Annotated in this window: 16 protein-coding genes; 9 read left to right on the forward strand and 7 right to left on the reverse strand. The window is 73.1% G+C overall.

Features of this window, described 5'->3' with window-relative positions:
* Positions 1 to 67: 67 nt before the first annotated feature.
* The 3 genes from ACFWEJ_RS09090 to ACFWEJ_RS09100 all read right to left on the reverse strand — a co-directional run bounded on the left by ACFWEJ_RS09090 (position 68) and on the right by ACFWEJ_RS09100 (position 3166).
* The gene (locus ACFWEJ_RS09090) at positions 68 to 622 is read right to left on the reverse strand and encodes a small multidrug efflux protein (protein ID WP_377228877.1); all 555 of its coding nucleotides are present in this window, start codon (positions 620 to 622) and stop codon (positions 68 to 70) included.
* 136 nt (positions 623 to 758) lie between these two features.
* Positions 759 to 1706: a proline dehydrogenase family protein gene (locus ACFWEJ_RS09095; RefSeq protein WP_377228878.1), complete on the reverse strand. Its 948-nt coding sequence runs from the start codon at positions 1704 to 1706 to the stop codon at positions 759 to 761.
* A 53-nt stretch (positions 1707 to 1759) separates the two neighbouring features.
* A complete protein-coding gene (locus tag ACFWEJ_RS09100) occupies positions 1760 to 3166 on the reverse strand; it encodes a CitMHS family transporter (RefSeq protein ID WP_377228898.1) in 1407 nt (468 codons plus the stop codon).
* A gap of 203 nt (positions 3167 to 3369) precedes the next feature.
* Between ACFWEJ_RS09100 and ACFWEJ_RS09105 the strand changes: the two genes are divergently transcribed.
* The 3 genes from ACFWEJ_RS09105 to ACFWEJ_RS09115 all read left to right on the forward strand — a co-directional run bounded on the left by ACFWEJ_RS09105 (position 3370) and on the right by ACFWEJ_RS09115 (position 6566).
* Entirely contained in the window at positions 3370 to 5100 is a 1731-nt protein-coding gene (locus tag ACFWEJ_RS09105; protein ID WP_377228879.1) for an ATP-binding protein, read from the forward strand.
* Entirely contained in the window at positions 5097 to 5789 is a 693-nt protein-coding gene (locus ACFWEJ_RS09110; RefSeq protein WP_377228880.1) for a response regulator, read from the forward strand. Before ACFWEJ_RS09105 ends, ACFWEJ_RS09110 begins: the two co-directional genes overlap by 4 nt.
* Positions 5790 to 5921: 132 nt before the next feature.
* On the forward strand, positions 5922 to 6566 hold the full coding sequence (locus ACFWEJ_RS09115; protein WP_377228881.1) for a PAS and ANTAR domain-containing protein: 645 nt from the start codon (positions 5922 to 5924) through the stop codon (positions 6564 to 6566).
* Positions 6567 to 6626: 60 nt separating this feature from the next.
* Here the strand turns inward: ACFWEJ_RS09115 and ACFWEJ_RS09120 are convergent, their stop codons facing one another.
* Entirely contained in the window at positions 6627 to 7244 is a 618-nt protein-coding gene (locus tag ACFWEJ_RS09120; RefSeq protein WP_377228882.1) for a PAS and ANTAR domain-containing protein, read from the reverse strand.
* Positions 7245 to 7948: 704 nt separating this feature from the next.
* Complete coding sequence (locus ACFWEJ_RS09125) at positions 7949 to 8320, reverse strand: ANTAR domain-containing protein (protein ID WP_377228883.1); 372 nt, start codon at positions 8318 to 8320, stop codon at positions 7949 to 7951.
* A 224-nt stretch (positions 8321 to 8544) separates the two neighbouring features.
* Between ACFWEJ_RS09125 and ACFWEJ_RS09130 the strand changes: the two genes are divergently transcribed.
* Entirely contained in the window at positions 8545 to 8964 is a 420-nt protein-coding gene (locus tag ACFWEJ_RS09130) for a nuclear transport factor 2 family protein (protein ID WP_377228884.1), read from the forward strand.
* Positions 8965 to 8995: 31 nt separating this feature from the next.
* Positions 8996 to 9784: an MBL fold metallo-hydrolase gene (locus ACFWEJ_RS09135; RefSeq protein WP_377228885.1), complete on the forward strand. Its 789-nt coding sequence runs from the start codon at positions 8996 to 8998 to the stop codon at positions 9782 to 9784.
* Positions 9785 to 9795: 11 nt separating this feature from the next.
* On the opposite strand, the gene ACFWEJ_RS09140 is transcribed toward ACFWEJ_RS09135, so the two are convergent.
* Entirely contained in the window at positions 9796 to 12624 is a 2829-nt protein-coding gene (locus ACFWEJ_RS09140; RefSeq protein ID WP_377228886.1) for a TIR domain-containing protein, read from the reverse strand.
* A gap of 9 nt (positions 12625 to 12633) precedes the next feature.
* The gene (locus ACFWEJ_RS09145) at positions 12634 to 13650 is read right to left on the reverse strand and encodes a LacI family DNA-binding transcriptional regulator (RefSeq protein WP_377228887.1); all 1017 of its coding nucleotides are present in this window, start codon (positions 13648 to 13650) and stop codon (positions 12634 to 12636) included.
* A 175-nt stretch (positions 13651 to 13825) separates the two neighbouring features.
* On the opposite strand from ACFWEJ_RS09145, the gene ACFWEJ_RS09150 reads away from it, so the two are divergent.
* From ACFWEJ_RS09150 to ACFWEJ_RS09165, 4 genes are read left to right on the forward strand one after another with little or no spacing between them, the layout of a single operon-like run.
* Positions 13826 to 14341: a TRAP transporter small permease gene (locus ACFWEJ_RS09150; protein ID WP_377228888.1), complete on the forward strand. Its 516-nt coding sequence runs from the start codon at positions 13826 to 13828 to the stop codon at positions 14339 to 14341.
* A 2-nt stretch (positions 14342 to 14343) separates the two neighbouring features.
* Complete coding sequence (locus tag ACFWEJ_RS09155) at positions 14344 to 15618, forward strand: TRAP transporter large permease (protein WP_377228889.1); 1275 nt, start codon at positions 14344 to 14346, stop codon at positions 15616 to 15618.
* Positions 15619 to 15635: 17 nt separating this feature from the next.
* Positions 15636 to 16661 (forward strand): DctP family TRAP transporter solute-binding subunit, encoded by a 1026-nt coding sequence (locus tag ACFWEJ_RS09160; protein WP_377228890.1) that lies wholly within the window; start codon positions 15636 to 15638, stop codon positions 16659 to 16661.
* The gene (locus tag ACFWEJ_RS09165) at positions 16658 to 17590 is read left to right on the forward strand and encodes a shikimate dehydrogenase (protein ID WP_377228891.1); all 933 of its coding nucleotides are present in this window, start codon (positions 16658 to 16660) and stop codon (positions 17588 to 17590) included. The genes ACFWEJ_RS09160 and ACFWEJ_RS09165 overlap by 4 nt, the downstream gene beginning before the upstream one ends.

Consider the following 17590-nt stretch of genomic DNA (forward strand, 5'->3'; position numbering starts at 1 on the left):
GGGTGCGGTTCTCCGCACCCACCACCCCCGCCCGTTCTGCGCGTCGACCGGGCCGACCGCGCCGACCTCACTGGACGGCCTGGAGCACCCCGCTGATGATGAGCGCGGTCAGCGTGGTCCAGCCGACGATCGCGACGGCCTGCCAGACGAGGATGCGGGCCTTGCCGACGCCCGAGGCGGCGAGCATGGTGGCCGTGAAGTGGGTCGGCAGCAGCAGCGGGCCGAGCAGGCTCACGCCGGGCACGCCGTAGCGCTCGTAAGCGCGCTGGAACTTGGCGCGGCGGGCGGTGCTGCGGTCGTTCTCGCGGACCTCCGACGCCGTCCGCAGGGTGGTGCCGCCGCCGACCGTCACGGCGTCGCGTGCCTGGGCCTTCGCGCGGTGCCGGGTCACGACGGCGTTGCGGGCCCCGGTGCTGAGCAGCACGAGCACGGCCACGGTCAGGAAGTTGCCGATCATCGCGGCCACGGCGGCGACGACCGGCGGGATGCCGCCGAGGATGCCGATCGCCACACCGCCCTCGCCCTCGATGAAGGGGATGGCGCCCGCGAGGGCGACGATCAGCGGCTGGAGAAGCTCGGGCACCTGCCCGATGAGGTTCTGGAGGGCGGCGACGAGGTCCATGGGGTGCTCCTGTCAGTACGTCCGCCGGGGTGTCTCCTCGGCGCTGACCCCAGTCCACCGCACGGGCGCGCTGCTCAGAAGTGTCGGGCTGTCACCGGCTCCCGGGGCGTTGTGCACCCCCGATCCATGACATGTGTCATGCCTGGCGCAGGTCGGCGAGCGCCGTGATGACGCGGGTCGGGTCCTCCGCGATGCGGTTCAGCGCGTAGAGCCACCAGTTGTCGCCGAAGATGAGGTACTCCCGGGTCCTGAAGCCCTCGTGGTGGAGCCGGTCCAGCAGCTCCGTGCCGAGGCCCTGCAGCATCTCGAACTCGACCCCCGGCGCCTGCAGGGCGTCGTCGCCGTGGCGTTCCCGGAGGGCGTCGACGAGCGCCTCGTCGTGCGTGGCGAGGAGGACGGGGTGCCGCGCCGCCAGGAGCTCGCCGGCCAGGTCGAGGTAGGCGTCGGTGAGCTCGGCGCTGCCGCGCTTGTGGGCGACGTCGTCCGCCTCCAGGAAGGCGCCCTTGACGAGCCGCACCGGCCCCGGACGGCGCAGCACCCGCCGCAGGTCCGCCGGGGTCCGGTGCAGTCGGGCCTGCAGCGTGATGCCGACGTGGTCGAACTCCGCGGACAGCGCCTCGTAGAGGTCGAGCACGAGGTCGGTGCGGTCGGACCCCTCGGCCGAGATCATGAGCGCCGTCCCGAGCGGGGCGCTGGCCGCCGCCAGCTCACGGGCGTGGGCGAGGCCGAGCTCGGGGTCGACCAGCGAGCCGACGTGCGAGAGGTCGAACGAGATCGCGGTGGGCACGTCCGCGGCCCGCACCGCGTCGATCAGCCCGAGGAAGACGTCGGTCTCGTGCCGTGCGGTCGCGGCGTCGCGGATGCTCTCGCCCGCGTAGTCGATGTTGCCGGTGTGGCCCCGCCGGACGCCCGCGCGCACCGCGTCGATCGCGTGGTCCGCCGTCGCGCCCGCGGTGTAGCGGCGCGCGATGCGCTCCGCGGCCGCGGCGAGCGGGGGCGAGGCGAGGACGGTGCGCTTGAGCTCCTCGTCGAGCGCCCAGGCACGCAGGGTGTCGGCTGCCGGCTCCAGGAATGTCTCGTTCACAACGCTTCATCCTAGGTGTGCCCTCCCGTCACCGGGAGGGCACACACCGACGGTCAGCCGATGCCGATCGAGCCGACCGCGATCCCGACCACGAGCATCACCAGCGCCACCACCACGGCCCGCCACAGCACCTTCTTGTGGTGGTCGCCCAGGTTGACCCCCGCGAGCGAGATCAGCAGCAGGATGGCGGGCACCAGCGGGCTCTGCATGTGCACCACCTGGCCCGTGATCGACGCGCGGGCCATGTCGACCGGGTCGATGCCGAAGGCCGCGGCGCTCTCCGCGAGCACCGGGAGGATGCCGAAGTAGAAGGCGTCGTTCGAGAGGAAGAAGGTCATCGGGATGCTCAGCAGCCCCGTGATCACCGCCGAGAACGCGCCGAGCTGGTCGGGGATGCTGCCCGACACCCACGCGGCCATCGCGTCGACCATCCCCGTGCCCTCCAGGACGCCGATGAGCACCCCGGCAGCGAGCACCATCGAGACCACGCCGACGATCGAGGGGGCGTGCGCCACGATGCGCTGTGCCTGGTCGGAGACCCGGGGAAAGTTGGCGATGATCGCGATGGCGCTCCCGGCCATGAACACGTAGGCCAGCGGCAGCACGTCGGCCACCAGCAGCACCATCACGGCGGCCGTGAGCACGAGGTTGAACCAGGACATCCTCGGCCGCAGGGTGGAGCGCTGCGGGTCGAGCATGCTGTCGGCCATCGCGGTGTCGTCCGGCCGCACGAGCGTCTGGATCGCCACGGTCGAGATGCGCTCGACCTGGGTGGCGGTTCCTCCGCCGCCGCGCGGGCCGGTGCTCCGGGGGGCCGCGCCGCCGCCTGAGCCTGCACCACCGCCCAGGCCCTCCCCGGGCAGGTCGATCGTGCCGAGGCGGCGCCGCTCCAGCAGGCCGAGGTGCCACGAGAACGCGAAGATCACGACGAGCCCTGCCAGCAAGGAGGGCACCATCGGCACGAACACGTCGCTCGGCGACAGGTCGAGGGCTGCCGCGGCGCGGGCGGTCGGGCCGCCCCAGGGCAGGATGTTCATGGCGCCGTTCGCCAGGCCCGCGACGCAGGTGAGCACCACGGGGCTCAGGCCGAGCCGCAGGTAGATCGGCAGCATGGCGCTCGTCACCACGATGAAGGTGGTGGAGCCGTCGCCGTCGAGCGAGATCACCGCCGCGAGCAGGGCGGTGCCCACGACGACCTTCACCGGGTCGTGGCCGACCAGCCGCAGGATGACGCGCACGAGCGGGTCGAACAGCCCCACGTCGATCATCAGGCCGAAGTAGATGATGGCGAACATCAGCAGGGCGGCGGTGGGGGCGAGGCCCCCGATGGCGTCCAGCGCCATGTCGCCGATCCCGAGGCCGGCGCCGGCAAAGAGGCCGAAGATCGTGGGGACGATGATCAGCGCGAGCACCGGGGTCATGCGCTTGGTCATGATCAGCACCATGAAGGTGGCGACCATTCCGAATCCGAGCAGAACAAGCACGGGAGACTCCTTCGTCTGGCCGGCTGGGGGGCGGCGGGTGCGATAACCCGGTCACCCTAGGAACGGGTCGCCCCTCACCGCGCGCTACTGCGCGTTGTGGCGGAATACCGCACAGAACTCGTTGTGCGCATTCTGCTCACGGCTCCTGCCGGGACCTTCCGCGTGGTTAGCATGCGAGCATGGCGACGAAGTTCACCACCCAGGTCAACCGGTCGATCGTGGCCGCGATGATCGTGGTGTCGCTGATCACGCTCGGGCTGTTCGCCCTCACCGGGTTCAACCGGCTCGTGCAGCAGACCCAGGAGTCCGCGCTGCGCATCGCGCAGACCGTGGCGCAGACCCCCGGCGTCCGGGCGGGCGCCGAGGCGGAGTCGGAGCGGCAGCCGCCGTCCACCGACGCCGAGCTCGTCGCCGGCACCCTCGACGACTACGCCCGCGAGGTCGAGGACCGCACCGGCGCACTGTTCGTGGTGATCACCGACGACACGGGGCGCCGTCTCGCGCACCCCAGCCCCGACGAGATCGGCGACCCGGTCTCCACCAGCCCCGACGCCGCGCTGCGCGGCGAGGAGACGGTGAGCTGGGAGCGCGGCACCCTCGGCGTCTCGGCGCGGGCCAAGGTCCCCGTGTACGGGCTCGACCGTCCCGGCACCGTCGTGGGCGAGGTGAGCGTCGGGCTGCCGCCCACCGAGGTGTGGTCCACCGTCCTGGCCGACGCCGTCCCCGTGGTGCTCTCGACGACGCTCGCGCTCGGCGTCGGCGGGCTGCTTGCCCGGTTCATCACGCGCAGGCTGCGCGAGCGGACGCTCGGGCTCCAGCCCGAGGAACTGCTCGAGCTGGTGCACGACCAGCAGGCCGTGCTCCAGGGGGTCGACGACGGGGTGGTCGGGCTGTCGGCCGACGACGTCGTCACGGTGTGCAACGACCGCGCCGCCGCCCTGCTCGGCCTCGACGACCCGGTGGGCCGCCGGGTCGAGGAGGCGATCGGGCACGCGGGCGTCCTCGCGCGGATCGAGGGCGCCCGTTCGACGGCGACGGCGGCGGCTGTGGCGACGGCGGCGGTCGACGGCCCCGCCGTCGCGCCCGACGCGCCGCCGGCCCCACCGCTCGTTGTCGACGGGCGGCTGGTCTACGTCGACGTGCACGACGTGCGGCGCGACGGCCGGCTGCTCGGGCGCGTGGTGATCGTGCGGGACGTGACGGCGGTCGAGGACCTGTCCCGGCGCCTCACCGCCGTCGGCACGCTGGCCGGTGCGCTCCGGGAGCAGCGGCACGAGTTCGCCAACCGCATCCACGTGGTGACCGGGCTGGTGCGGGCCGGCGACACGGCCGAGGCCCTCGACTACCTCGACCGCATCGGCGAGCACGGCCCGGTGCGCTTCCCGGTCGCCAACGCGGGCCTCGTCCGGGAGCCCTACCTCCAGGCCTTCCTCGGGGCGAAGGCGCTGGAGGCCGAACGCCAGGGAGTGACGCTGCGCGTCGGTCCCGACGCCGACGTCAGCGGGTCGCTGCTGCACCCCGAGGACGTCACCACCGTGCTCGGCAACCTCGTGGACAACGGCATCGCGGCGGCGGTGGCCTCGGAGCGTGCGCCGCGCTGGGTCGAGGTGGAGGCGCTCCGGCACGGCGACGAGCTCCACCTCTCTGTCATGGACTCCGGCGACGGCGCGGCGGGTGACCCGCTCACGCCGGAGGCGCTGCCGGCAAGAGTTCCCGGGCCGGGGGAGCGTCCGGGGGAGGCCGGCGCCGCCGGGCCGGCGCACGGGCACGGCATCGGGCTGCGCCTGTCGGCCGAGGTGGCCCGGCGGCACGGCGGCGAGCTGCGGCTGGCGATGGGCCGCACCGAGCGGCACGGCGCGGTCTTCGTGGCCCGCCTGGAGCAGCAGTTCGAACAGGAGGACGGCCGATGAGCACGACCAAGGACACGGGTCCCGCGGTGCGCTTCCGCGTCGTCGTGGTCGACGACGACTTCCACGTGGCGCGGCTGCACACGCGCATCGTGGAGTCGGTCGAGGGCTTCGGGGTGGTCGCGACAGCGGGCACGGCGGCGCAGGCGGCCGCGGTGATCGACGCCGAGGAACCCGACCTCGTGCTGGCCGACATCTACCTGCCCGACGGCTCGGGGCTCGACGTCATCGCCCGGCGGGACGTCGACGCCATCGTGCTCTCGGCCGCCGTCGCCACCGCCGCCGTGCGCAAGGCCCTCCAGCGCGGGGCGTTCGGCTACCTCATCAAACCCTTCGCCGACGACGACCTCACCGAGCTGCTGCGCGCCTACGGGCGCTACCGCAACCTGGTCGACTCGCAGGCCGAGCTCGACCAGGAGGCGGTCGACCGCGCCCGCCGGGTGCTCCACGGCGCGGGCGGGCGCGACGGCGCCGCGCGCCGCTCGCCCACGGAGACCGCGGTGCTGGGGGCGCTCGCCGAGGCCGGGGCGGCACTCTCGGCGCCCATGGTCGCCGACCGGGTGGGGGTCTCGCGGGCGACGGCCCAGCGCTACCTGTCGGCGCTCGCCCACCAGGGGCACCTCGTGGTCGAGCTCCGGTACGGCTCGACGGGCCGCCCCGAGCACCGCTACCGGACTGCCGGGCGCGCGTAGGCAGGGGCCGGCATGCCGGTCCGACGGGGGAGTGGGCGGCCCGGGGTGCGAGTGGCGGAGTAGCGTGACGAGAGTTGCGGAGGGCGCCCCGGGGTCTGCCCGTCCCGCCGCACGCTTTCTAGGGAGCCGCAGATGGAGGGCAAGATCGAGGAAGTGCTCGACGGCGGTGACATGCCACCGGTTGGCCGTTACCTGCTCGATCTGGTCACGGAGAAGTGGTCGTGGTCCGACGAGGTGTACGCGATGCACGGGTTCGCGCCCGGCGAGGTGGTGCCCACCACGGCGCTCATGCTCTCCCACAAGCATCCGGAGGACCTGGGACAGACGGACGGCGTGCTCAAGCAGGCGGCCGAGTCCGGCGAGACGTTCAGCTCGGTGCACCGGATCATCGACTCCAAGGGCGACACCCGCGTCCTGGTGATCACCGGACAGGGCCGGCGCGACACGAGCACCGGCCAGATCACCGAGCTGTACGGCTACTTCATCGACGTGACGGGTTCCCACCGGGCGGCGGCCGCGCGGGAGGCCACCGTCTCCATCAAGGCGTCCGCGGAGCGCCGGGCGGTCATCGACCAGGCCCGGGGGATGCTCATGATGGTCTACTCCGTCGACCACGACATGGCGTTCCAGCTGCTGCGGCGGGTGTCCAACGACACGAACGTCCCCGTGCGCGACATCGCGGACGCGCTGGTGAGGTTCGTGTCGTCCTCCGTGCCGGCGACCGCGAAGAACCGCGCCCTGGTCGACGAGTTCCTGCGTTCCTTCAGCCCGTCCTGATCCGGCCGCTCCTGAGGCGGCCGCGGGCCGGCGGGACCCCGTCGCCGCCGACGGCGGGGGTCACACGGGCGGCTCGGGTGGTTCGGCTGCCTGGGGCGCGGTCAGGACGGCGACGACGTCGGCCGCCGCGCTCCTGGTGCCGGTCAGCTCGACGATCTGGCGGGCGACGTCCCGCACCGCGACGTTCGTGTCGTTCGAGGCGCTGCGCAGCCGCTGGAACGCCTCGGCCGAGTCGATCCCCAGGGCGAAGGCGATGATGCCCTTGGCCTGCTCGATGGGCGCGCGGGTCGCCGCCGCGGCCTGGATGGAGGTGTTCGCGGCCCGGTTCGCCTGGGCCTTGATCCCGGCGGTCACGTCGATGAAGTACCCCACCAGCTCCACGACACGGCGCGTGTCCGGGTCGCGGCGGCCCTGCCCGACCACGGCGACCGTCCGCTCCTGGCCCCGCGCGTCCATGATGCGGTGCACGCTGCTGAAGGGCTGGCCGGTCGCCGCGACCACGCCGGCCGGGGCCTGCCGTCCGGCGGGCGGGTCGTCGGGGTGCTTGTGCGCGAGGATCAGTGCCGTGGTGGGCACCACGTCACCGGGTTCGAAACCGTGGATCCGGTACATCTCGTCCGACCACCACCACTCGTCCGTGGCGACGTCGTAGCGGTACCGGCCTACGGTGTGGTTCATCCCGACAGTGAGCGCGCGCTCCACTTCCATCGGTTCTGCGGTCAACGGCAAGCCTCCTCGTGCGCTGTGCGCCGACGAGCCGCGTCCTGACCCGCGGTAACCCTAGCCTGACTAGACCCGTGCTGACACATCGGCAGGAAGCGGTCGACAGCGCCCGAGCGGCCCACGATCCTGGTGAGCCGCCGTCACCCGTGGGCATGGCGTGCTACAGACGTTCGCCGGCCTGCACGTCATCGTCGGCGGCCCACCCCGGCATCCCTGGCGGCCGGGTCCGGGCAGCGGCACGGCTGGCGCACCGGATGAATTTCAACCGGCTGCGGGCGGTCTTTCGAGGCGAATTCAGGGAAAGCGTCGTGTCCGCCGAGGTCGACCGGCTGGGGGGCATATTTCCTGAGCCGGTGAGATAAACAGCAGAATTCCCCGGACCGAGCATTTCTTCGGCGCGAAACCGGGCGTCTCGGGCAGTCGGATGCTTGAAATGTACAGCAGTCGACCGGCTCCCGAATATTGCTCGCGAGGCGATCGAATGGCGGCCTGATATGTTTGATCTCGACGGTTCCCGTTCTGGGCGGGAATTGCCGCGAGATGGCTCCCGCCCCCCGAAAGCACTCCGGGGAGAATGTGGTCAAGGGTCTCCGCGAGGTGGTGCGGGACGGGAGCTCGTGCGGTGCTCGGCGCGACCCTTGTGCCGAGCACTTCGCGTGTCAGCCGGCCGGGGCCGGGCTGACCGGCGCCGGGTCGACCGGGTGGGTGGCTTCCACGGCGTGCGCCAGGATGTCTTGTGTGATCTCTTCGCGGTTGTCCGGGGCCTGCAGCGCCGTCACGATCTGGTCGGCAGCCAGGCGCACGGGGATGCCGGCGTCGTCGGCGGCGTCCGCCAGGATCTGGGCGGCCGTCTCCTCGTCGACGCGGCGTGCCACGACGACGACGCTCTTGGCCCGCTCGATCATCACCTGTCCGACGCGGCCGGGTGCCACCCGGTCGGCCCGCAGTGGTTCGTCGCGGTCGTCCCGCACCACCAGGCGTGGCTCGTCGCTGCGGTCGTCCGCGGTCCAGGACTGTCGGTGCGCAGGCATCATGAGGTACTCGTTTCCGACGGGGATCGGAAAGCCACTTCATGACTTGGAGTATCGACAGTAGATCAGTTCGGACGATTCGGACAGTCCCCGGGTGAAACCGGTCGGCGGTGCGCGCCGTCGCGTGACGCGCAGGTAAACAGTCGTGGCCGGTTCCGGCCAGTGGCCTCAGCCGGTCCGACGGGCCCTTGCCGTGGGACGGTGGCGGTCGCTAGACAGCCTCCATGCAGCCGGGAGCACCTGACGGGTCCGCGGTCCGCGTGGCCGTGATCGAGCTGTTCGCGGCCAGGATCGCGGGCGCCTCGCCACGTGACCTGGCGCAGCGGTTCGACGCGGACGCGGACCTCACGGTGCGCGGCGGTGCCGGCGAGCCGCCCTGGACCGGCCGCGGATCCGGCCGTGCGGGAGCCGCCGAGCACTTCGCCCGGCTCGGCGAGGAGGCTGATCTCGAGCTGTTCGATCTCGTGACGATCCGCGCCTCCGGTCACCGGGCCGTGGTGACCGGTACGGTCCGGGCGACCGTCCGTGCGACGGGTCTGGCGGTGGTCGGCACGTTCGTGCTCGACGTCGCCGTCGATCCCCGCGGGCTGATCACGCGGTACCGCCTGCTCGACGACGGCTGGGCGGCCTGCGGCGTCGGTTGATCCGGCCCGGTCCGTCTGCTTGGGTCGGGCCATGGGACGGTGGATCGAGGTCGCGGACGGCGTGCTGGTGCGGCGGTACGCCGAGCTGGACCTCTCGGTCGGGCTCGTGGTGGGCGGCGAGTCCTGTCTGGTCGTGGACACGGGCGGGGACGCGGGGCAGGGCGCCGAGCTCGCTGCCGCCGTCCGCGAGGTGACGCCGCTGCCGTGGCAGGTGGTCCTGACCCACTCCCACTTCGACCACAGCTTCGGCACCGAGGCCTTCGCGCCGTGCGCCGTCTGGGCGCACCGCGGCTGCCGCGCCGACCTGGTGGCGACGGGCGCGCAGCAGCGGGAGACGTGGGCGCGGCGCTACCGCGACCGCGGCGAGCCGGACGTCGCCGACCGCATCGCCGCCGTGCGCCCGGTGCTGCCCGACCACCTGGTCGACGACAGCGCGGAGCTGGACCTCGGTGGCCGCCGCGTCGGGCTGCGCCACTTCGGGCCCGCGCACTCCGATCACGACCTGGTGGTGCACGTCCCGGACGCGGACGTGGTGTTCGCGGGCGACCTCGTCGAGCACGGCGCGCCGCCCCAGTTCGGTGACGCCTTCCCGCAGGGCTGGCCCGCCGCGCTGGACGGCGTCCTCGCCCTGGGGGCGGCGACCGTCCTGCCCGGCCACGGCGACCCGGTGGACCGCGACTTCGTCCGGGCCCAGCGCGCCGAGCTGGCGCTCGTCGCCGAGCTCTGCCGCGAGGTCGCGGCCGGCCGGCTCGGCCGGGAGCAGGCCCTGGCCCGCTCGCCGTACCCGGAGGAGTTCATGGCGGCCGCGCTCGCGCGCTGACCGGTCATGGCTCACCGCGCGTCCAGGCCAGGCCTGTCGCAGCGGAGGTCCGCGGGCGGGTCGCCGGCGGTGACGGCCCGCCACTCCTGGGGCGACAGGTCGCGGCCCGCCGCCCGGCACGCGGCCTCGGCCATCTCCGGGATCGAGAGGTCCCAGCGGGCGACGTCGGTGCCGACCGTCGCCGAGTAGAGGGCGGCTCCCACGACGGTGAGGGTCGAGGAGTACCACGGGGCCTGCGCGGTCGTGGACGTCGGCACGGGCATCGCGTAGTCCGCGAGCTGCCTGCCGGTGGTCAGGTTCGCCAGGACGAGCCTGCCGTCCGTCCGGACCCGGGCGAGCACGTCCGTGTCCGGCACCACCGCCAGGGCGTCCGCATAGTCGCCCGTCATCGAGAAGGACGACGTCTGCTCGCCGTCGAGCGTGAACGTGCGCACGTCGCGCCCGGTCGCGACGATGACCCGCTCGCCGTCGATCAGCACCGACCCGACGGTGTCGGTCAGCATCCGTGCCGTCGCGTCGGAGGTGCGGACGAGCGCCACGCCGGAGGCGTCGCCCAGGACGACGGCGGCGTGGCTGCCGTCGTCGCTGAGCGCGGCCTGGTTGGTCGCGGAGGACGGCCGGTTCCAGTCCTCACCCCGGTCGAACCCGGGGTCGATCGTCCGCCGGAGGGTGCCGTCCCGCACGTCGCGGACCTGGATCACGCCGTCGTCGTCGACGAGGTAGAGGTCCCTGCCGACGATCCGGGCCGTGAGGGCGCGGAACCAGGGGTCGACCTCCTCGGACCCGGTGGTCCAGAGGCGTCGCGTCGAGGTCCCGTCCTCGGCGACGACGTATCCCTCGTTGCCGGTGGCGAGCAGCAGCGAGCCGTCCGGCCGCCAGACCGGCAGGCCACCGGTCGGGCCGGTGAGCTGCCCTGCGGCCTCGTCGACGGTCCCGTGGGACACCAGGTCGTACCCGCCGACCACCGCGATCGACCGGTGGTCGTCCGAGAGGGCGACGTGGGCGGAGAAGCCCACGGTGGGACCGTCCGCGACCGGATAGGGGAGCGTGCTCCAGGGGCCGGCGGGCCGCGCGAGGTCCCACAGGACGAGCGTCGGGCCATGGGCCGAGACGATCCGGGTCTCGTCCAGGAAGGCGGCCAGCCCCGGCAGGCCGGCGCCGGAGAGCTGCCGCTCCACGGGCACGCCCTCGGTGTCCGTCGTGGTCACCCACACCTCGTTGCCACCGCCCACCAGCGCGGTGCTCCCGTCCGGCGACAGCTCGAACAGGCGGGGCATGAATGTGCCCGAACCCGGGATCGGGCCCTGGCGATAGGTCTCGTCGAAGCTGCCCTGCGAGTTCCGGTTCACGTCCACGGAGTGCTTGACGAACCCGAAGTGCCCGGCGTCCGGGGACGCCTTGCCGATCCAGCCGTTGAACGGGGCGACCGGTCCGCCCTCGGCGACGACCGCGCCGGGATCGGCGACGGGCCGCCGCTGCCAGGTGCCGTCGTGGCCGACCAGGACGACCTCGTCCCCGTCGACCCCCACCCATCTCCAGTACCCGTCCACGGCGGTGGTCCGGAGGATGCGGCTGTCCGCCGTGTCGACCAGGACGAGCTCGAAGGTGTCCGGGCGCTCCGCGGTGCCCGAGCCGGCCCGGAGCACCGCCACGACGTCGTCGTCGTCGGACAGCCCGACGTCGATCACGTCCTCCAGGGCGATCGACGTCGGCGCGGTGGCGCCGTCGGCGGAACGTGCCCACAGCCGGAGCGTGTCATCGGTGGCGATCGCGATCCGGTCGCCGTCCTGGTCGAGGTCGGCCGCGACCGTGCGCTCGCCGCCCAGGTCGACCGGCTCCGTCGTGCCGTGGACCGTGTCCCAGAGGTAGGTCGTGCCCTGGGTCGCGGCGAGGACGTACGCGCCGGAGCCGGAGCCCTCGAGCACGGTCACCTCGCCGTCGACCGTGGTGCGCGCACCGAGGAACGGGTTCTCGTCGGCGACGTCGTAGAGCGCCGTGAGCGTGAGGTCGTCCCGGTGCATCCGCAGCCCCTCCACGGCCAGGAGGCGCGCGAGGACGCCGTTCTCGCGCGCGGACAGCATCGCCGACGACGACAGGAGGCGCGCCGTCGCCACGCGCCGTTCCTGCCCCGCCTCGTTCGCCTGCCAGACCGCCGCGACGAGGCCGGCGACCGCCAGCACGACGGCGGCGGACAGGACGGAGACGACGGTCTGCGTGCGGCGGCGGGTCCGGCGCTGCCAGGCGACCTCGTTGCCGACCAGGACCTCCTTCGGGACCTCACGGAGCGTGGCCGCGATCGAGGCCATGGCGTCCACGGTGGTCGGATCCGACCCGACCCCGGACGACCGCCACCACCGTGGCACCGGCGTGGCGTGCGACCCCTCGGCCCGTTCGCGCAGGTCGACGTACAGGCGCTCGGCGCCGAACCGCGCCAGGTCCGTGGCGGTGATCGCGGCCTCGTCGCCGAGGGCGGCGAGCTCGTCGGGGTCCCAGCGGATCTCCCCGCCGACGAGCACGACGACGACGTCGCGGTAGCTGCCGTGGCGTTCCCACCACCAGTCGAGCTCCTGCCGCACCCAGGGGGAGGCCGCGGACTCCGGGGAGGCCAGCAGGATCAGACGACGGGAGCGCGCCATCCCGACGACGATCTCGTCGCCGAGGGCCCCGCCCGCGCCGAGGTTCGTCTCGTCCCGGAAGATGCGCGAGGCCCGGCCCCGGCCGGTGCGCCCGAAGAACTCGAGGGCCTGGTGCAGCCAGCGGGCGACCGGCTGGTTCTGGTGGCTGTAGGACATGAAGGCGTCGTACGTGCCGGACTCTGGTGCTCTGCTGCCAGGAGCCATGACCGGAGTTTAGTGAGAAGCGGACAAATGCGGCGGGGGAAGTTTCGGCGCGGGGCCCGACGACTCGCGCAGCACCAGCTCCGTCGGCAGCCTGACCTGCTCGGCGTCCTGCGTGGCCCGGCCGGCGAACTGGTCGATCAGCAGCTCGACGGCCAGCCGGCCGGCGTGCGCGCCCGGGCCGCCGAGGGTGGTCAGCGACGGGTGGACGAACTCGGAGGCGAAGATGTCGTCGAAGCCGACCACGCTGACGTCGTCGGGCACCCGGATGCCGCGCTGCGTGAGCCGGCGGACGACGCCGAACGCCAGCAGGTCGTTGTGGGCCACGATCGCCGTCGCCCCGGTGCGCAGCGCGCCGTCGGCCGCCGCGCCGCCGTTGGCGACGTTCGGGGTGTACGGGCCGACGCGGTGCGCCGTCAGGCCGTGCTCCTCCGCGCCGGCGCTCAGGGCCGCCCAGCGCACCGCGCCCATCCAGGACCCCGGCGGCCCGGCGCAGTAGGTGACGCTCCGGTGCCCCAGCGAGGCCAGGTGCTCCAGGATCTGCTGGCAGCCCGTGGCGACGGCCATCGTCACGCTCGTCAGCCCGGCCAGCTCACGGTTGAGCAGCACCACGCGGTGCTTCTCCGCCAGGGTGACCAGGGCGTCGTCGGTCAGCCGGCTGGCCGCCAGGACGAAGCCGTCGACCGTGGGCGACAGGTCCCGGACCTGGTTCTCCTCGATGCGCTGCGACTCCTCGGCGTTGACGATCACCAGCGTGACGTCGGCCGCCCTGGCGCGCTGCTCCGCGCCGCGGATGAGCTCGAAGAAGTGCGGGTTGGTGATGTCCGACAGGACCATCGCGATGGTCCGGTGCCGCCCGCCCGGCAGGGCCCGGTTCTGCGGACTGTGCTCGTAGCCCAGCTCGGCGGCCGCGGCGTGCACCCGCTGCCGGGTCGCCTCGTTGACCCGGCCGGGCTTGTTGAAGGTGCGGGAGACCGTGGAGGCGGCCACGCCCGCCGCGTTCGCGACGTCGTAGATCGTGGGCTGCACCTGGGCATCTAGCCATATCGCTGGCAACTTTGGCAACTGCTTGCGCAACTTGCCGGGCGGTTTCTAGGGTCGCCGCAGCTACGACGCCGCACACCGACGTGCGGCGACGACCGCGCCGCACACCGACGTGCCGTGCCGGACGGAAGGGGATCGTCCCGATGTACGTGAACCACGCATGAAGCAAGGCATCGACCGTCTCGTCAAGCTGCTCACCGGCGTGGAGCTCACCATCGCGTGCCTGGCCACGGTGCTGATCTTCGTGCTCATCCTGTTCCAGGCGGCGCAGCGCTACCTGCCCGTGCCGCAGATCGTGTGGGCGGGGGAGGTGTCGCAGTTCGGGCTGATCTGGCTGACGTTCGTCGCGGCCGGCGTGCTGGTCACCCGCAACGGCCACATCGCCGTCCAGCTCATCGACACCGTGGGCGGCCCGGCCCTGGCGCGCGTGGTGCAGACCGTCGCGACGGCCCTGGTCGCCGTCATCTCCGCCGCCTTCACCTGGGCGTGCTGGGAGCTCGTGACCGCGGCCGGCTTCCTCACCTCGCCCGCGCTGGGGCTGCCGATGTCGTGGGTCTACGCGATCGCGCTCGTCGGCCTGGTGAGCGCGACGGTCCGGGCGGCCGTGGGCGCGGTGCTGATCGCCCGGTTCGGGCCCCCGCCGCCCGAGCCCGACGACCCGGCGACGGAGGCGTAGCGATGACCTCGCTCCTGCTCCTGCTCACGATCATGGTGCTGCTGACCCTCCGCGTCCCCGTCGCGTTCGCGTTCCTCGGGCCGGGCCTGGGCTACCTGCTCGTTGAGGGCCAGTCGCTCGGCCTGCCGATGCGGCTGGTCGCCGACGCCACCGGCAACTTCGTGCTGCTGGCCATCCCGCTGTTCATCCTGCTCGGCGTGGTCGCCAACCACGCGGGCATCGCGGACCGCCTGTTCGACTTCGCGCTCGCGCTGTTCGGCCGGGTCCGCGGCGGGCTCGGCTACGTGAGCGTCGGCGTGAGCCTCGGCTTCTCCTGGATGAGCGGCTCCGCGGTGGCCGACGCCGCGGCGCTGAGCAAGGTCGAGATCCCGCCGATGCTGCGCGCCGGCTACTCCCGGCGGTTCGGCCTCGGCGTCGTCGGCGCGTCCGCGCTCATCGCGCCGGTCATGCCGCCGAGCATCCCGGCCGTCATCTTCGCGGGGCTGGCGACCGTCTCGACCGGAGCGCTGTTCGCGGCGTCCGTGGTGCCGGCCCTGCTCATGGTGGTCGGCCTCTGCGTGGTGGTGTTCCTGCTGGTGCGCCGCCAGCCCGGCATCCGGCACGTCGGGTTCTCCTGGGCGCTCGTGGCGCAGACCGGCAAGCGGGTCGTGCTCCCCCTCGGGGCGCCGGTCGTCATCCTCGGCGGCATCCTGGGCGGCCTCTTCACGCCGACCGAGGCCGCCGCCGTCGGCGCGGCCTACATGATGGTGCTCGGCTTCGCCTACGGCCGGCTCCGGGTGAGCGACCTGCCCAAGATCTTCGTCGAGACCGTGCTGACGACGGCGGCGATCATGCTGATCGTCTCGTCCGCCGCGCTGCTCGGGTACGTGCTGGCCCTGGAACGGGTGCCCCAGGCGCTGGCCCAGCTCGTGCTCGGGATCACCGACGACGGCACGGTGTTCCTGCTGCTGGTGCTGCTCCTGATGCTCGTGCTCGGCACGGTCGGCGACGCGACGCCCATCCTGGTGCTCGTCGTGCCGATCCTCATGCCGATCGCCACCACCCTCGGCGTCGACCCGCTCGTGCTCGGCGTCGTGATGATCATCTCGCTGATGATCGGCCTGCTCACGCCACCGGTCGGCACGGTCCTCTTCGTCCTCAGCTCGACCCAGCGGGTGCCGGTCGCCGAGGTGTTCTGGGGCGCCCTCCCGTTCATGGTGCCGCTGACCCTCGTCTGCGTGCTGATCATCCTCTTCCCCGGCCTCGCCACCTGGCTGCCGGGCCTGCTCGGCCTCTGACCCGGAAGGACTCCCTCATGATCGTTCGTCGCACCGCCGCCGCGAGCGCGGCCGTGGCCCTGCCCCTCGTCCTGCTGACCGCCTGTGGAAGCACGGGCGGTGGGCCCGACGGCGCCGCCGGAGGCGGCGAGGTCGTGCTCACCCTCGCCCACAGCTACACCGAGGACCAGCCGCAGCACGTCTGCGGCGCCCAGGTCATCAAGGAGGAGGCCGAGGCGGCCGACGTCGGCATCACCGTCGAGGTCTACCCCAACAGCCAGCTCGGCGGGGACGCCGACCGGATCGCGTCCGTGCAGGCCAGCGACGTGGACATCGACATCCAGGGCGCCTCGGCGCTCGCCGCCGTCTACGAGCCGGCCGGCGTGGTCGACGCGTCCTACGTGTTCGACGACGCCGCCCACCTGGACCGGTTCTTCGCAGACGGCTCGGCCGACCAGCTCGCGCAGGACTTCAAGGAGGCCTCCGGCGGCGTGTCGATCCTCGGCGCGTGGTCGGCCGGGGCGCGGCAGTTCACCGCGGACCGTCCGATCCGCGAGCCCGCGGACCTCGACGGCCTGCGGATGCGGTTCCCGGGCTCGGCGCAGCACCTGCACAACGCCGAGGCCCTGGGCGCCCAGGCGACCGAGGTCGCCTACGAGGAGCTCTACCTCGCCCTGCAGCAGGGGGTCGTGGACGGGCAGGAGAACCCGATCACCAACATCCAGGCGAGCAACCTGGTCGAGGTGCAGGACTACCTGAGCCTGTCGGACCACGGGCAGAACTCGAACCTCATCGTCGCCGCGCCCTCGTACGACACCGAGCTCGACGACGAGCAGCGTGGCGCCCTGGACGCGGCCGTCGCGGCCGCCGTCGAGAAGATGCCCGGCTGTGTCGAGGAGGCCGAGCAGGAGATCCTTGACGCCTGGGAGCAGGAGGGCGCCGTCGAGGTCGTCGACGACGTGGACCAGGAGGCCTTCGCCCAGCAGACCGACACCTGGTTCCGGGAGAACCTCGACGGCGACTCGCTCGTGGTCTACGAGGCCATCCGGGGTTCCGCACAGTGACGGGGCCGGCCCGCCGGTACCGGGTGGCGCTGCTGGGGAACGGCATCCGCGCGTCGCTGTCGCCCGCGCTGCACATGACGGAGTCGCGGCACCTCGGCCTCGACTACGAGTACCGCACGGTCGACCTCATCGACCGCACCGCCGTCGACCTCGGCGGCGAGCTCCGGCGGCTGGAGGACGCCGGCTACGCCGCCACCAACGTGACCCACCCCTTCAAGCAGAGTGTGCTGGACCACGTGACGGACCTCAGCCCCACCGTGCGGCGCCTCGGCTCCGCCAACCTGGTGCTGTTCGACGGCGGCCGGCGCGTCGCGCACAACACCGACTGCCCGGGGTTCCGCGGCGCCCTCGCGTCCTTCCTGGCCGACGGCGGTGCCGAGGCCGGTGCCGGGTCCGAGGCGGGCACCGTGCTCCAGGTCGGCGCCGGGGGAGCGGGCCTCGCCACGGTCGCCGCGCTGCTCGACCTGGGGTTCGACACCGTCGTCGTGCACGACGCCGTCCCGGCGGCGGTCGCGGCGCTGCTCGACCGCTTCGCCGCGGTGCCCCCGCCCCGCCTCCTGCCCAGCGGCGGCGCGCTCGACACCTGGCTGCCCCGGGTCGACGGCGTCGTGCACGTCACCCCGGTCGGCATGGCCGAGCACCCCGGGGTCGCCCTCGACGTCGACCGGCTCGCCCCCACGGCGTGGGTGGCCGAGGTGGTCTACCGGCCGCTGGAGACCGAGCTGCTGCGCCGCGCGCGAGCACGCGGCCTGGCGACGCTCGACGGCGGCGGGATGGCCGTGGGCCAGGCCGCCGAGAGCCTGCGGCTGATCACCGGCCTCGAACCCGACACCGCGCGCATGCACGCGCACTTCCGCCGGCTCGTCGCCGGACCCGACACCCTTGCCGGACCCGACACCCCCGCCGGACCCGACCCCCTGGAGGCCTGA

This window comes from Promicromonospora sp. NPDC060204 (genome assembly GCF_042728455.1).
Taxonomy (GTDB): Bacteria; Actinomycetota; Actinomycetes; order Actinomycetales; family Cellulomonadaceae; genus Promicromonospora.

Coding starts and splice junctions, on each gene's coding strand:
- ACFWEJ_RS09120 (WP_377228882.1), bottom strand. CDS start 7,244: ATGAACCACACCGTAGGCCGGTACCGCTACGACGTCGCCACGGACGAG.
- ACFWEJ_RS09100 (WP_377228898.1), bottom strand. CDS start 3,166: ATGGTCGCCACCTTCATGGTGCTGATCATGACCAAGCGCATGACCCCG.
- ACFWEJ_RS09140 (WP_377228886.1), bottom strand. CDS start 12,624: ATGGCTCCTGGCAGCAGAGCACCAGAGTCCGGCACGTACGACGCCTTC.
- ACFWEJ_RS09150 (WP_377228888.1), top strand. CDS start 13,826: ATGAAGCAAGGCATCGACCGTCTCGTCAAGCTGCTCACCGGCGTGGAG.
- ACFWEJ_RS09160 (WP_377228890.1), top strand. CDS start 15,636: ATGATCGTTCGTCGCACCGCCGCCGCGAGCGCGGCCGTGGCCCTGCCC.
- ACFWEJ_RS09110 (WP_377228880.1), top strand. CDS start 5,097: ATGAGCACGACCAAGGACACGGGTCCCGCGGTGCGCTTCCGCGTCGTC.
- ACFWEJ_RS09155 (WP_377228889.1), top strand. CDS start 14,344: ATGACCTCGCTCCTGCTCCTGCTCACGATCATGGTGCTGCTGACCCTC.
- ACFWEJ_RS09105 (WP_377228879.1), top strand. CDS start 3,370: ATGGCGACGAAGTTCACCACCCAGGTCAACCGGTCGATCGTGGCCGCG.
- ACFWEJ_RS09130 (WP_377228884.1), top strand. CDS start 8,545: ATGCAGCCGGGAGCACCTGACGGGTCCGCGGTCCGCGTGGCCGTGATC.
- ACFWEJ_RS09135 (WP_377228885.1), top strand. CDS start 8,996: ATGGGACGGTGGATCGAGGTCGCGGACGGCGTGCTGGTGCGGCGGTAC.
- ACFWEJ_RS09090 (WP_377228877.1), bottom strand. CDS start 622: ATGGACCTCGTCGCCGCCCTCCAGAACCTCATCGGGCAGGTGCCCGAG.
- ACFWEJ_RS09125 (WP_377228883.1), bottom strand. CDS start 8,320: ATGCCTGCGCACCGACAGTCCTGGACCGCGGACGACCGCAGCGACGAG.
- ACFWEJ_RS09115 (WP_377228881.1), top strand. CDS start 5,922: ATGGAGGGCAAGATCGAGGAAGTGCTCGACGGCGGTGACATGCCACCG.